Below are 14,183 nucleotides of genomic sequence, written 5' to 3'. Positions count from 1 at the left end.
ACGGTTGTGGTTCGGTTCAGACCGAGCCTATGCGAAAAATCCGGCGACGCTACGCGCGTCGTGGGGTCGGATTATGATTCCGCATCCCGCAGGGTCCGCAGGGCCATGACGGCCGCGAAGATCATCAGGACGACGCCGATGCCCGAGGTCAGCGCGACCCCCGAGTCGAAGGCCGAGCGGGCGGATTCGAGGAGCTGTGCGCCGGCCGGTCCGCCCAGGTGAGAGGCGACCTCCGTGGCGCCGCCGAGGGTTTCCTGCGCGGTGGAACGGGCCGCCGCGGGAACGTCCGACGGGACGGAGACGTTGGCCGAGTAGGCCGCGTTGAGGATCGAGCCGAGGACCGCCGTGCCGAGCACCGCGCCGGATTCGTAGGCGGTCTCCGAGATGGCCGACGCCGCGCCGGCCTTATGGGCGGGCACCGCCGAGAGGATGAGGTCGTTGGAGATAGTCTCCGCGGAGCCGATCCCCGCGCCCAGGATCACGAACGCGAGAATCAGCCCGAGGTCCGAACCGGCCGGGCCCGCGAAGGTCATGATCGCGAAGCCGATCGCGTTCAGCGTGAGGCCCCCGGCGACCACGTGTGACGGCTTGAATCGCCGAACCAACGGAACCACGGTGAGGCCGGCGATGATCGTCGCCGCGAGCCCCGGGATCAGCACGAAACCGGCCTGCATGGGCGTCATGCCGCTGATGAGCTGGAGGTGCTGGGACACGAAGTACAGGAAACCCACCAGTGAGAACACGCTCAGCAGGTTTGCGCTGACCGCCCCCGAGAAAGCGGGGTTGGTGAACAGGCGAACGTCCAGCATGGGGTCGGGCCGTCCGAGCTGCCGCCGGACAAACCAGATGCCCGCGATGACGGCGACGATCAGGCAGGCCACGACGTCGACGCGGAGCCCGTCGCTGGCGACCGTCTTGATGCCGTAGACGAGCGGCGTCATGGTGGCCATGACCAGCACGATGCTCGGGATGTCAATGCGGTTGGGCTTCGGGTCCTTCGACTCCGGAACCAGCATCGGCGCGAAGACCAGCAACGGGACCAACATGGGCACGGCCAGCAGGAACACCGATCCCCACGTGAAGTGTTCGAGGAGGAACCCACCCACGATCGGCCCGAGGGCCGCGCCCCCGGAGAAGCCCGAGGCCCAGATCGCGATCGCGCGGCGGCGTTCCTGCGGGTTGACGAAGATGTTCCGGATCAGGGACAGCGTGGCCGGCATCAGCACCGAACCGAACAGGCCCATCGCGGCGCGGGCCGCGATCAGCCAGGCCGCACTCGGAGCGAAGGCGGCCGCGATCGAGATGACGGTGAATCCCGTGCTGCCGATCAGCAGAAGGCGACGCCGCCCGATGCGGTCCCCCAGGCTCCCCATGGGGACCAGGAGGCCGGCGAGCACGAGGGAATAGATGTCCACGATCCACAGCAACTGCGTGCCCGTGGGCTCGAGGTCCGAAGAGATGGGCGGCAGCGCGAAGGAGAGCACCGTGTTGTCCACGGCGATCAGCATCACGGGCAGCATGAGCACGGCCAGGGCGGCCCAACGGCGCTCGTGGTGCTCCGGGCGCAGGTTCTTGCGCCTCGAGGTGAGAGACATGCTGCTCCAATCCCGTGATGGTTCGGTTGACTACCGCAACTGTACCGTCTGGACTGTTTACCGCCAAGGCATTATGGTCGACATCATGAGTGCAAAGACCCGCGTCCTGGACGCCTACGAGTCCATTCTGATTTCGGAGGGGGAGCGAGCGGCGACCATGGATGCGGTGGCCGCGCGCGCGGAGGTCTCCAAGGGCGGATTGCTCTATCACTTCAAGGACAAGAACGCGCTGGCCGACGGCCTGATCGAACGCCTCCTCCACTATGCGGAGGAGGACCGGCAGCTCATGCGTTCGTCCCCCGAAGGCCCCTCGCGGTACTACGTGCGCTCCTCCGCGTTTTACCTCAACGACGAGTCGAGCCAGGGTGCGGCGATAGACCGCACGTTCATCGCCGTATTGAGCCTGGGGCAGGAGGCGCAGCCCAAGGCCCGCGAGGCCATGCGCCGGATCCACGCGGACTGGTACGAGATCATCCTGGGAGAGGTCGGCGACCCCGTGATCGCCTCCGCGATTCTCCTCATGGGCGACGGCCTCTACTACAACGCCGCGATGGCGGGCGGCGGGCTCGACTCGGAGGGGGCGCCGGTCGTCGATAGCCTGCGGGAGTCGGCCCCCGGCGCCGCGTCGATCATGAGCCCGGATGGCCTGGAGGACCTGCTGAATCTCGTGGACCGGATCAAGGGCGACGCCTAGGCGTCGCCGCCGGTCAGGCGCCCTACGAGCGACCCCGTGGTGCGTGCGAAGATCTCTTCGCCGAGTTCTTCCGGCAGCGGGCCGAGCTGCCCGAAGAGTTCCATGCTGATGGTTCCGATCAGCGTTCCCCAGGCCTCGATGCCGAACGCGATCTGGGTGGGGGTGGCCTCGACGCCCAGTTTTTCCACCTCCGGGACGATCCACGCGGTCAGGGCTTCGGAAGGCTGGCCTGACCTGGGATTTCCCTCCGCGATCGCCGCGATCAGCATCCCGATGACTCGTGTCCCCGCGCTCGTGGTGCGCTCCTCCGGGGCCGCGTAGCCGGGCACCGGCGATCCGTACAGGAGCGCCCATTGCTCACGGTGTTCCAGGGCCCAGTTCCGCATGGCGTGGGCGATGGCCCGGAAACGCGCGGCGGATTCCGTCGCGGGGTCGACGCGCTCGCAGACGAAGCCGCCGAGAGACTCGTAGGCATCGACCAACAGCATCGTCAGGAGCTCGTCCTTGCTCGAGACGTATCGGTACACCGCCGAGGAGACGACGCCGATCGTGCGCGCGACCTCCCGCAGGGACAGGTTGGCGGCGCCGCGCGTCGCCAACTGCTGGCGACCGGCGTCCAGAATCGCCGCCTCCATGTGCGCGCGGGTTTCGGCGCGGGTGGTACGTGGGGTGCTCATGGATTCAGTCTGCCACAAAAAACGAGAGCACTGCTCTTGAATGAGACCCCGACCTGGCATACGCTGAATCCATCAATGAGAGAGCACTGCTCTCAGAAAGTGGTGGATCATGAAATACCTCGTCACGGGCGCCGGTCAGATCGGTACCCAGATCGTGCGACATCTAGCCGACGCCGGTCATCGGGTGGTGGTTCTGCGACGTAGCCACCAGGAGGTCGAAGGGGCCGAGGTTCAGGTGGGGGACGTTTCCGACCGGGACCTCCTGGCCCGGGCCATGCGGGACGCGGCGGCCGTGTTCCACTGCGTTCACACCTCGTACGACGCCGACGCATGGCGAAAGGTTCTCCCCGAGCGGGAACGAGCCGTCATGGATTTGGCCGCCGAGGCGAATATCCCGGTGGTCTTTCCGGAGTCCGTGTACGGATTCGGGTCGGGGGCCCAAGATCTGGCGGAAGGCGATGCCTTGGCGCCGCGGAGCCCGATGGGCCAGGTTCGGGCGGAGCTTCTCGCGGCCCGCCGGGAGCACGAGGCGACCACGCTGAGCGTCGTCGCCTCGGACCTGTGGGGACCGACCGCCGCGCCGTCGACCTCCGTCGCACATCTGGCGGTCATGGTGCCGCGCCCGCGGGGCAAGGCCGGATATGCCTTGGGAAAGCCCCGTGTGCAGCACACGGTGACCTATATTCCGGACCTCGCGGCGTCGATGATGGTGGCCGCGGAGAACGCCGCGGAGCTGGCGCCGGATGGGGACGCGATACTGCACGCACCGTCGATCACCGAGTGCAGCCTGGAGGAATTGAACCGCGTGGTGTCCGAGGAGGCGGGGGTGCGCCGTCGAGCGATTCGAGCCGTGCCGGTGGGCGTCGTGAGGGCCGTGGCATGGACGCATCCCATGCTCCGGGAGCTGGTGAATCAGTCGTATCTGTGGACCCGTCCGGTGCTGATGCGCCCCGGGACGCTGAGTCGTCGCTACGGCCTGGAGCCGACGCCGCTCCGTTCCGCGGTCCGGGAGATTCTTTCGTCCACAGCCCCCTGACGAGCGAACCTGGCGGTAAGCTGATGCCGAGGTGAGTAATCACATAACATCGCACTCCAAAGGACGTCACCATGAACCGCCCCTTGCAGAACCCATCTCGATTCGCGACCTTCGCCGTCGTCGCTCTCCTGGGCCTCACGGTCGCCGGATGCGGTGGGTCGTCGGATGACTCGAAGGACTCACCTTCCGGGTCGTCGTCGACGTCGTCGAGCTCGTCCGCCTCGGCCTCGCCCAGCGAATCCTCGAAGAAGCCTTCGGAGGGAACGCAGAGTTCATCCCCGGAGCCCTCCGGCTCTTCCTCGAGCCAGGGGAATAACGGTGGCCAGAGCCAGGGAACCGACCAGGGGAACAGTGGAGGCCAGAGCCAGGGGACCGAGCAAAGCCCGACGCCGGCCCCCAAGGCCTCCACCCCGCAGGCCGAGCAGGAGGCACCGGCGGCCAACGGAACCCGATCCGAGCGCGGGAACCTGGTCAAGAGCATCGGCCAGCCAGCGGTCATCAACGGCGCCAGCGGTCAGCCCGCCGCGACCATGGTCCTCAACGGCATTCAAAACTCGCCCCAGTGCACGGCCCCTTACGCCGGCAAGCCCGAAAACGGCCGATTCATCCGCCTGAACATGGACGTCTCGACGGGGTCGGCCGCGGACATGGAAAGCGTCCTGTACGACAACAAGTTCTACTTCTCCGAGGCGAACTGGAAGTTCATCGGCGCGGACGGGAACCTCATCAGCCAGCCGGCAACCGTCTCCACGTACAGCTGCATTCCGCCTCACCAGACGATTCCTCTCGGCATGGGGCCCGGGGAGAAGACGTCGGGCGCGGTCATCCTCGACATTCCTCAGGAGGCGGGCACCCTGGTCTACACGGATCCGCTGATCGACGACGGCTGGGAGTGGCAGGTCCAGTAGCGGATCACGGCTCCGAGGGAACCTTCTCGGGTTCCTGGGCGGGATCGGCGGCCGGCGCGGTCACCTGCTGACGAATGACCCAGCCGAGGGTGGCAACCCAGGCGGCGGCCAAGGCAATCAGCACGATCGTGGAGGCCCCCGCGGGGAGCGCGGACTGCGCCGCGTCGGTCGAGAGCAGGGTCCGGCTGTTCGTGACGATGATCAGTCCGCCCGCGCCGACGGCGAGGATCCGCGGAGCCAAGAGACGCACGAGCCATGCCGCGACGGGCGCGGCGATCACGCCGCCGATCAGTAGGGCAAGGACGAACGGCAGGTTGATGCTCTGGTGTCCCAGGGCCAGGAGGAAACCGGCCGAGGCACCCAGGCTGACCACGAACTCGGAGGCGTCGATCGACCCGATGACCTTGCGCGGGGGGATCTTTCCGGAGGCCAGCAGCGTCGGCGTGCCGACCGGGCCCCATCCGCCGCCGCCGATCGCGTCCATGAAGCCGGCGACCATCGCGAGGGGGATCAGGAGGAATCCGGGAACCTTGCCACGGAAGGACGGCCGCGTCTTCGGGATCCGCAGGAACCTCACCAGGACATAAGCGCCGAGGAGCAACAGGATCACCGACATCACCGGTTCGGCGCCCTCCCCGGACGCGGTCAGCACGTTGGCGCCCAAGAAAGCGGCGATCCCACCGGGCACGGCCATGAAGGTCACGACCCGCCAGTCGATATTGCCGAACCTCCAGTGGGATGCGCCCGAGGCCAGGGTCGTGCCGATCTCGGCCAGGTGCACCGTCGCGGAGACAGACGCGGGCGCGAGGCCCGCGGTCAGCAGGAGCGTCGACGAGGTCACGCCATAGGCCATGCCGAGCGAGCCGTCGACGAGCTGCGCGGCCAGCCCGATGAGGCCGAGGAAGATCAGGGTTTTCACGAGGCACTCCCGGATTGAGGTGATCAATTCTGAACACCATAGGGAGCCGCGCGTGCCGCGCTCAAAGGGTGAGTAGAAGCGAGTACCCGGGTGACCTCGCGTTGCGATCAGGGCGAACGCGGACGGCCCAGGTGACCTACGATGACCTCGCCGAGGAACCCTCCAGGATGGAGTGGATGTACTCGGCAGCGGTGGTCACGACCGTCTGCGTCGCGTCCTTGACTTCCTGCGGTGAGTACGGGAAGGACGCGGCGTGCTGGGCCCATTCGTGCATGGCCAGGTCGTTCCACGAGTCGCCGATCGAGTAGGTCTGGTAGCGCCCGCCGAGGTGGGCCTCGTCGAGCCAGGCCAGGCCCGTGCCCTTGGTGCAGTTGGGCGGCACCACATCGAGGAAGTCCTGGTTGCGGTGGCAGTCCACCTGCCCGGCGAAGCGCTCCCGGATCCAGGTCGCCGTGCTGCCGATCAGGTCTTCCCGACCATCGATCCACAGGGGCACCCCGACGAATTCGTGGTCCGGGATTTCCTCGATGTTCAAGGGCGCGAAGTGGGCCAGGATCGAGCTGGCCTTGGTCCCGGTCGTGGAGGGGAACTGCACGTCGTGATCGGTCTCGAGGGTGGTCCCGTAGACGGCGACCCCGGGTTCACGCGTCATGGTTTCGACGATCTCGCGCACGACGTCGTTGGGGATCGTGTGGCTCATCAGCACCCGGAAATCGGCGTCGGTCACGGCACCGCCGGTATACAAGACGTAATAGTCGAACCGGAGGCCAGTGCCCTTCAGGGCGTGGATCGTCGCGGCGATGGACTTGCCCGTCGAGCAGACGGCCACGTTACCCGCGGCCTGCCAGGCCTGAATGGCCTCGATGCTCTCCCGGCTGATCCGCTGGTCAAAAACCAGGGTTCCGTCGAGGTCGAAGGCCATCAGTTTCGGCGTCATGGAGTCCCCTGGTGTGTCGGTGGGCGCGTGATCTTTGGACCAAGTGTACGGATGTGCGAGGTACGACGCCCGTTCCGGGTAAGGTCCGTCACAGAACCTCGATGACGAGGACGACATCGCGGGCCGCGCGCCACCGGGCGGACGGCCCCACGACCCGGCGTGCGACGGACCGGGCACCAGGGAGGACGCATGGAGCACACGAGTCAGCAACAGCCGCAGGAACTCACGCAGGCGGATGCCTATTACGTGGAGGAAGGGCAGGGGCGGTTCCGTTCCACGATTCACGCTCAGGGGGCGTGGAACGAGCACGAGCAGCACATGGCCCCGGCCTCGGGAATCATGGCGCACTGCCTGAGCCGTCACGAACCGCGAGAGGGCATGCGCATCGCCCGCATCGGCTTCGAGATTCTCGGCGTGATCCCCGGAGGAGAGTTCGAGGTGGTGACCTCGACCATCCGTCCCGGCCGCACGATCGAGCTGATCCAGGCGGAGTTGATCGCCGGCGGCCGCACCGCGATCCGGGCGACGGCGTGGCGCCTGATCACTTCGGACACGAGCGAGGTGGCCGCGACGGAGGAAGCGAGCATCCCGTCGCGCGAGGAATCCACGACGTGGCGGGCCTCCGACGTGTGGCCGGGTGGCTTCATCCGGTCCATCGAGGGCTTCCAGGCGCCGGGCCACCGGAGCGGGCACGGCCTCGGGTGGATTCGCCCGACGCTACCGCTCGTGGAGGGCCAGGACTCGCCGGACTGGGTCCGGCTCATGGGCGTCGTGGACGCCTCGAACGGCATCGCGACCCGCGTGGCCCCCGGCGACGGGGCGTGGATTTTCCCGAACGTTGACCTTCAGATTCACCTCTTCCGCGAGCCGGAAGGCGAATGGCTGGGCCTGGAGAACTTCGTGAGCTTCGGGACCGACGGCATCGGGCTGACCTCCTCGATCCTTCACGATGATCGCGGTGCCTTCGGGCGCGCCGAGCAAACGCTGACCCTGCGGAAGGTCGGGGCGTAGCCCACCTGGAACGACGCCGCCCGCCCCGCTGAGAAACCAGCGGCGCGGGCGGCGTCGTCGTGCGTGGGGTCGGAGCCTCAGCGGATCACGCGGACCCCCTCCGAGGCGGACCAGGTGACCTCGACGCCCTTGGCGAATTTCTGGTGGACCTTGCCGTCCGATCCGCGGTATTCGTCCGTGGTGGGCGCGCCCCAACCGGTCTCGCGGCCATTGTTGATCCACGCCCCACCGATGGCGCCGGTCTCGACGATCGTGTGGGTTCCGGTGCCGGGCGTCCACATGTACAGGTTGGACACCCCGCCCTTCTTGAACCACTGGTAGGCCAGGTTGGACTTGGTGATTTCGTCGCTCGTGGGAATCCCGGAGCCGTTCTCGCGGCCGTCCTGAGCCCATTTGCCGCCGATGCCGCCGGATTCGTTGACGATGTGCGTTCCGGTCGCGGGGCTCCACATGTAGAAGCTACTGGTGCTGCCCTTGACGAACCACTGGTAGGCCGTGCCGTTCTTGGAGATCTCGTCGCTGGTCGGCGCGCCCGAGCCGTTCTCTCGGCCCTGCTGAATCCAGCGGTTTCCGATGCTTCCGGATTCCTTGATCGTGTGGGTTCCGGTCCCGGGTGTCCACATGTACAGGTTGGAGACGTTTCCGTTCTTGAACCACTGGTAGGCCAGGTTGGTCTTGGACAATTCGTCGCTCGTGGGAATGCCCGAGCCGTTTTCGCGCCCGTCCTGGGCCCACTTGCTCCCGATGCCGCTGCCCTCGTTGATGAGGTGGGTACCGGTCGCGGGGCTCCACATGTAGAAGGTGCTGGTGTTGCCCTTCTTGAACCACTGGTACGCCATGCCGCTCTTCGAGACCTCGTCGCTGGTCGGGAAGCCGGAGCCGTTCTCCCGGCCCAGCTGGACCCAGCGATTACCGATGCTGCCGGACTCGTTGATCGCCTGGGCGCCGGTGCTCGGGGTCCACATGATCAGGGTCGACTTCCCCGACTTGGTCTTGAACCACTGGTAGGAGAAGCCGTTCTGCTTGAACTCTTCCGAGGTCGGGTATCCGTAGCCGCGCTCGTACCCGCCGGCCTTGAACTTGGCGCCGATGGCCCCGCTGAAGTTCACCGAATGGGTTCCGGTGAAGGGGGTCCAATAGATCGTGTAGTTCTTGGTGAACTCCTGGTAGACGCCGCCGTCGACCAGCCCGCCGCGTTCATTGGCCCGGGGCGAGCCGAAGGTGCCCGAACCGCCGAGCGCGTCGTAGAGGTTCTTGATGCCGCCGCTGACCACGGGGGTCGCACCGGCCGCGGGCGCCACCGCGTTGACGGCGGCCTTCGCGTTGATCCGCGGGTATCCGCCGACGTTGCTGCCCGTCGAGACCAGGATATTGCGGATCTGCTCGATGCCGATGCCCGGGTTGCGCTGCTTCATCAGGGCGATGACGCCCGCGACGTGGGGCGATGCCATGGAGGTCCCGTTCAACGTGCCGTAGGAGGCCGCGGCGGGGGCCGAGTAACCGGTGTTGTAGGTGGACCAAATGTCCTGGCCGGTGGACCCGCCGGGGGCGACGACGTCGAGCATCGGGCCGTAGTTCGAGTATCCGGTCATGACGTCCGAGGACGCGGTGGCACCGACCACGACGGCGCCCAGGCAGTTGGCCGGGGTTACGTCGTTCGCGTTGACGCCGGAGTTGCCGGCGGCCACCACCACGGGAACGTTGCGGGAATACGCGCCGTCGATAGCGGACTTCAGGATCGAGGAGCACTGGCCGGGCCAGGCCGCCGAGAAGTTGACGACGGTCGAGGGGTTCGGGTTGGCGGGGGCCCCGGCGACGCGTCCGCCGGAGGCCCAGGTGATCGCGTCGGCGAAATCCGACACGTAACCGGAGGCCCCGATGCCGAAGGCCCGAACCGGCTGAATCCTGGCGTCCGGGGCGACCCCCGTGACGCCGATGCCGTTGTTGGTCGAGGCTCCCGCGATGCCTTCGACATGCGTCCCGTGCCAGTTTTCGCCCGCGGCCATGACGCCGGGGTCGGTCGGATCGGAATCGCGTCCGTACACGCCGTCGCGGTCGTAGTCGGGCGAGACGAAGTCGTAGCCGCTGACGACCTTCGAGTTCAGGTCCGGGTGGTTGGTCGTGCCGGTATCCACCACGCCGATGGTCTGGCCCGCGCCCGTGGCGCTCTGCCACGCGCCCGGCGCGTCGATGATCCGCATGTTCCACTGGTACGGCCCGAAGTAGGGGTCGTTCGGCGTGGTCGGGTAGCCGGCGGTCGCGTTCTTGACGATCTTGTCCGCCTCGGCGAACTCGACGGTCGGCTCGTTCGAGAGCTTCTGGACGACCTGATCCTGCTCGGCGGCGTTCAGCTTCTTGGAGGACTGCACGACGTCGGAATCCGCCGCCGAGGTCTTGACGATCTTGGCGTCCTTGGCCGGGGTGGTTTGCGCGGTGTCCTGGACGACCTGGTCCTTGGTGGCCTCGGGCGTGCTGTCCTTGAACTTCACGACCACCCGGTCCGTGGTGTCCTCGACCGTCGCGGCGGGGACGCTGGCGGCGGAACCCGTGGCCTTGGCCAGGGAGGAGTCGCCCGACTGGGCTTGGGACTGCTACTTGCCCGTGGGGCCCGCGGGCGGGGCCGCCGAGGCCTGGGTGGCGGCGAGGCCGACGGCTCCAGCCACAAGGCAGGCAGCGGTCAGGGTACGGAGAGAACGCATGGGGACCTTAACAACTCAGGGTGCGAAAGAGTGAGATTGATCGAGGCGGAATCGCGTTCGTGGGGGCCACGAATGAAATTTTGCACTCTTTCGAAATCATGTTTGAGGAATGCCTCGGTGTCAAGGACTTAAAATTTGCACGATACCGTCATGGTGCTCGTCCGGGCCCGGTCGGGCGGATTTTCGGGGAACGTCAGATTCCGTACATCTTTTGGATATAGGCGCCGTAGAGAATTCTGTAGAGGCGCGGCGAGACTTTGATCAGAATTCCGGCCAATCCGAACACCGGTTTTGCCCGCAGAATCGTGGGAAGCTTCGCCCAGTCGATGCGTTCCCGGCACTCTTCGATGACCTTTTTCCCGTCCGGGCTCTCCATGACGATGGCCTGCTGGGCGTTGTTGAGGTAGGTCAAGATGTAAGAGACCTCATAGGCCTTCCGCCCGCGCGAGGTGTTCAGAAGGGGGCCGGCGACGTCGCGCATCAGGGATACCAGGGTGTCGCTCTCGGTCACCGGGGTGACCTTGCCCCACGTGGCGGAGTGCGGGTCCACGGTGTATTCGTACAGGGAGGTCGGGATCACCGCGACCCGGCGGGAATTCGCGTAGGCGGCCAGGCAGAAGAGGGCGTCCTCGGCGCGGTGAACGTCGGTGTGGAAACGAACGTCGCGGATGGACTCGGCGGAGATCAGCTTGTCCCACACGTAGGGCGTGAGGTTATCCGAGAGCAGTTCCAGCGCGGCGTCCCGCCCCGTCCGGACGCCGGGGGACCCCGCTTGACGGTCGCGCTGGGTGCCGTCGGTGCTCAAGAGCGTGTGGCTCGAGACCACGAGGCTCGCGTCGGAGGACGCGGCGAACGCGTGCATCGTCGAGAGGAAATTGGGTCGGAAGTGATCGTCCGAGTCGATGAACGCGATCCAGTCGCCGCGCGCCTCGTCCAGGGCCTGATTCCGCACCGCGGAGACGCCGGCGTTGACGGGATTGTCGAAGACCCGAACGCGCTCGTCAGGGTGCTCGCGGAGGTAGCCCTCGATGACCTCCGAGGAATTGTCCGGGGAACCATCGATCATGACGAGCAGCTCGAAGTCGGGATCGGTCTGCGCCAGCACGGACTCGATCGAGGAGACCACCCGGGCCGCGGTCCGGTAGACCGGCATGACGATGGATGTTCTCGGGTGCTGGCCTGCGTTCACGTGCTGATCTCCCTGTGGTGGTCTCGTTCTGTGGTGCGTTCCGCCGATGCCGAGCGTGGTCTCCGGGGGAGGGTCTCGTGGCGGCTCATGCGTCCGCTGCTATTGTCTCGCAGACGACGAGGCATCGTCGCCCCAGAGGTCCGTGGCGAGTCGGGCGATGTGCATGGTCAGGTAGGTGTGCTCGTCCTCGGAGAGCTCCTGGCGCAGGTGCACCTGGAGGAGGAGCACGACCTTGTACGCGCAGTCGTAGGCGCGCGGGTACCCCGACCGCACGGCGTCGTGGATCGCGGGGAACGCCGGATCCTCGGTGCTCGCGTGGTGTCCTTGCTCGGCGCGGACGAAGAGATAGCGCAGGTGGGTGACGAATCGGGCCACGGAGAGGTTCGATTGGTTGAGTTCGCGGCCGTAGGCCGAGGAGATCACGTCGAAGATTTCGGTGAAAACCTCCGTCATCTTGAAGGTCTTGACCAGATCCTCGGTCGCGAACTGCGAGTTGACCAGGTGGAGCGCCAAGGGGGTCGACTCGTCCTCGGGGAGGTTCACGCCGAGACGCTCGTTGATCACGGCGATGGCCCGGCGACCGAAGGCGGTCTCCTTGGGGTAGAGGTGCTCGACCTCGATGCTCAGGGGGTATTCGATGCGCAATCCCTCGGAGGCGCGAACGATCGCGTAGTTGATGTGGTCCGCGAGCGGAAGAATGAAAGAGTGCGAGATGCTCGCGCCCATGTCCTCGCGGGCCATTCTTTCCAGATCGGTCGCCACAGAGAGCACGTCCGCGGGGATTTCGGAGAGCATCGCGGTGAGTTGTTCTTCCCCCTGGTGTTCCGGGTAGAACTTCTGGGCCACCGCTTCGGCCTCGACGAGCTGGCCCTTCTTTTTGCCGAAGGCCAGGCCGCGGCCGATCGCCACGACCTGGTCACCGGTCTCGGTTTCCGCGAGGACGACGTTGTTGTTGAATATTCGAAGGATTCGCACGTCTGCCATTCCTTCCTTTCGCCAACGTCGCCCGGCGAAAATGGGCCGGCTCGGTTAGCCTCGATGAACCACTGTGTTCAAATCTTAGAATCCCGGAGCCTTGAACACGACGAGGGCCACGAAAATAGCCGCGAGAAGTGCCACGCTCACCACCATTAGTCCTGTCAGGATCACGGTATTGGTGGTATGGCCCGCGGGGTGTTTGGCGATCCGCGGGCCGGTGGAGGCCTGCGCGGCCTGTGGTCGTGACCCGGGGGTCGCGGTGGCGGCCGGTCCCGGGGACGCGGGCGAGGCGGGTGACTGACCGTCGGTGGCGTTCGCATCGGCATCGGCGGCCGCGCCCGGGGTCGTTTCATCCGGAGCCTTGCGGGCCGCATCCGGGGCCTTGCGCGCGGCGTCGGGGGCGGTCCGGGCCGCATCCGGCGAGGTGCGGGCAGCCTCAGGGGCTTTTCGGGCCGCGTCGGGTTCCTTCCGTGCGGCGTCCGGGGCCTTGCGCGCGGCGTCGGGCGACGCGCGCTCGGGGGTCTTGCGGGCGGCATCCGAGCCCGGACGGGACTCGGGGGACGTCTGGCCCTCGGCCGCGGCGTCGGGGGCACCCTTCCGCTCGGAGGCCCGATCCGACCCGCCGTCGCTGACCGAGGCCTCGGCCGACGTCCCGGCGGCCGGGTCCGCGGCGGACTCCGGAGCCCGGGAATCCTTCTCCGGTCCGGGTGTGGACGGCGAGGCGGACGGGGCGCCCTTTTTCGGCCTGCGAGTTTTCGACGTGCGGGATTTGCTCATGGGCCTCCTATCAGAAGTGTGTCCCACGATACACAGTCAATGACTGCCGTCGACAGTCGCGCTCAGCTCCCGGTCGTCGCGGAATCCGCGTCGTAGCTGACGTCGACCGAGATGTTGTCATCCATCACGAACGGTTGCCCGATATGTGCGGTCTTCTTGGTCTCGAGCGGGGAATCCACCACGATCTTTCCCGTTTGGTCGCGGATTTGGAGGTTGCCGCCCGGGGCAACGGTGTCCTGGACGACCGTGTACTCCGTGGGTTCGCCGTTGACGGTGGCCTTATTGGTGAAGCTGCCGTCGGGATTGGGGGCAGGCTTGACCTCCGCCGAGGGCTTGGGGAACCGCAGGAGGCGCGTGAAGTTGCCGTAGGAGTCGTCCTTGACGTTATTGACGATGAACTGTTCTTCCTTGGCCTGGCCGGATGGCTTGACGTCCACGTAGGCGGTCGAGTCCATGTCCATGACCTGGTACATGATGTGGGGCAGCCCGTGGATGTCGACGCTCGAAATCCGGTCCTGAGGCACGACCGTCTCAACGGCCCGTTGCGCGGATTGTTCGCGTTTTGCGGCGGCCGAGCGGTCCCATACGGCGGTGACCGCCGCCAGGGCGGCGATGACGACGACGGTGGTCAGGACGGCCACGAGGAATTTTCGCATGAGTATTTCTCCGGATTGGTGCGGGAAGTGTCATGAAAAATCATGTCAATTCCGCAATTCCCGGTCAGTGGAGGGGCCTGTAGTTCGGGGTAGACCTGACAATGATT

The 14,183-nt window shown here is 66.5% G+C and carries 13 protein-coding genes; 4 read left to right on the top strand and 9 right to left on the bottom strand.

What is annotated here, in order from left to right; translation table 11 throughout:
* Positions 1–71 precede the first annotated feature (71 nt).
* Entirely contained in the window at positions 72–1,595 is a 1,524-nt protein-coding gene (locus CURSPS6_RS11485) for an MFS transporter (RefSeq protein ID WP_051687983.1), read from the bottom strand.
* A gap of 85 nt (positions 1,596–1,680) precedes the next feature.
* Here CURSPS6_RS11485 and CURSPS6_RS11480 point away from each other — a divergent pair, with 85 nt between their 5' ends.
* Positions 1,681–2,289 (top strand): TetR/AcrR family transcriptional regulator, encoded by a 609-nt coding sequence (locus tag CURSPS6_RS11480; RefSeq protein ID WP_160319800.1) that lies wholly within the window; start codon positions 1,681–1,683, stop codon positions 2,287–2,289.
* Here CURSPS6_RS11480 and CURSPS6_RS11475 read toward each other — a convergent pair.
* Positions 2,286–2,966 carry a TetR/AcrR family transcriptional regulator gene (locus CURSPS6_RS11475; RefSeq protein WP_082470520.1) on the bottom strand — a complete coding sequence of 227 codons (681 nt, stop codon included), beginning with the start codon at positions 2,964–2,966 and terminating at the stop codon, positions 2,286–2,288. The two genes, CURSPS6_RS11480 and CURSPS6_RS11475, sit on opposite strands and share 4 nt — an antisense overlap.
* Before the next feature lie 109 nt (positions 2,967–3,075).
* Here CURSPS6_RS11475 and CURSPS6_RS11470 point away from each other — a divergent pair, with 109 nt between their 5' ends.
* Both CURSPS6_RS11470 and CURSPS6_RS11465 read left to right on the top strand, forming a co-directional pair.
* Positions 3,076–4,002 carry an NAD-dependent epimerase/dehydratase family protein gene (locus CURSPS6_RS11470; RefSeq protein WP_030016353.1) on the top strand — a complete coding sequence of 309 codons (927 nt, stop codon included), beginning with the start codon at positions 3,076–3,078 and terminating at the stop codon, positions 4,000–4,002.
* A 71-nt stretch (positions 4,003–4,073) separates the two neighbouring features.
* On the top strand, positions 4,074–4,910 hold the full coding sequence (locus CURSPS6_RS11465; RefSeq protein WP_030016351.1) for a hypothetical protein: 837 nt from the start codon (positions 4,074–4,076) through the stop codon (positions 4,908–4,910).
* Positions 4,911–4,914: 4 nt separating this feature from the next.
* Here CURSPS6_RS11465 and CURSPS6_RS11460 read toward each other — a convergent pair whose 3' ends face one another.
* Positions 4,915–5,829, bottom strand: a complete 915-nt coding sequence (locus CURSPS6_RS11460) for a sulfite exporter TauE/SafE family protein (protein WP_030016349.1) — start codon at positions 5,827–5,829, stop codon at positions 4,915–4,917.
* 136 nt (positions 5,830–5,965) lie between these two features.
* Positions 5,966–6,766, bottom strand: a complete 801-nt coding sequence (locus CURSPS6_RS11455; RefSeq protein ID WP_030016347.1) for an HAD-IIB family hydrolase — start codon at positions 6,764–6,766, stop codon at positions 5,966–5,968.
* A gap of 189 nt (positions 6,767–6,955) precedes the next feature.
* Between CURSPS6_RS11455 and CURSPS6_RS11450 the strand changes: the two genes are divergently transcribed.
* Entirely contained in the window at positions 6,956–7,777 is an 822-nt protein-coding gene (locus CURSPS6_RS11450; protein ID WP_030016345.1) for a thioesterase family protein, read from the top strand.
* Between the two features lie 77 nt (positions 7,778–7,854).
* On the opposite strand, the gene CURSPS6_RS11445 is transcribed toward CURSPS6_RS11450, so the two are convergent.
* From CURSPS6_RS11445 to CURSPS6_RS11420, 5 genes are all read right to left on the bottom strand, one after another.
* The gene (locus CURSPS6_RS11445; RefSeq protein ID WP_152978146.1) at positions 7,855–10,266 is read right to left on the bottom strand and encodes a S8 family serine peptidase; all 2,412 of its coding nucleotides are present in this window, start codon (positions 10,264–10,266) and stop codon (positions 7,855–7,857) included.
* 403 nt (positions 10,267–10,669) lie between these two features.
* Positions 10,670–11,665: a glycosyltransferase family 2 protein gene (locus CURSPS6_RS11435; RefSeq protein WP_051687979.1), complete on the bottom strand. Its 996-nt coding sequence runs from the start codon at positions 11,663–11,665 to the stop codon at positions 10,670–10,672.
* A 99-nt stretch (positions 11,666–11,764) separates the two neighbouring features.
* Positions 11,765–12,649 (bottom strand): PRD domain-containing protein, encoded by an 885-nt coding sequence (locus tag CURSPS6_RS11430; protein WP_235503769.1) that lies wholly within the window; start codon positions 12,647–12,649, stop codon positions 11,765–11,767.
* A gap of 75 nt (positions 12,650–12,724) precedes the next feature.
* Positions 12,725–13,420 carry a hypothetical protein gene (locus CURSPS6_RS11425; protein WP_051687978.1) on the bottom strand — a complete coding sequence of 232 codons (696 nt, stop codon included), beginning with the start codon at positions 13,418–13,420 and terminating at the stop codon, positions 12,725–12,727.
* 62 nt (positions 13,421–13,482) lie between these two features.
* Positions 13,483–14,076 (bottom strand): hypothetical protein, encoded by a 594-nt coding sequence (locus tag CURSPS6_RS11420; protein ID WP_030016336.1) that lies wholly within the window; start codon positions 14,074–14,076, stop codon positions 13,483–13,485.
* Positions 14,077–14,183 lie beyond the last annotated feature (107 nt).

The sequence above is a fragment of the Curtobacterium sp. S6 genome (assembly GCF_000710345.2).
Lineage (GTDB): Bacteria > Actinomycetota > Actinomycetes > Actinomycetales > Micrococcaceae > Rothia.
Note: the sequence above shows the minus strand (reverse complement) of the source record. Positions and strands in the feature narration are given on the sequence as shown.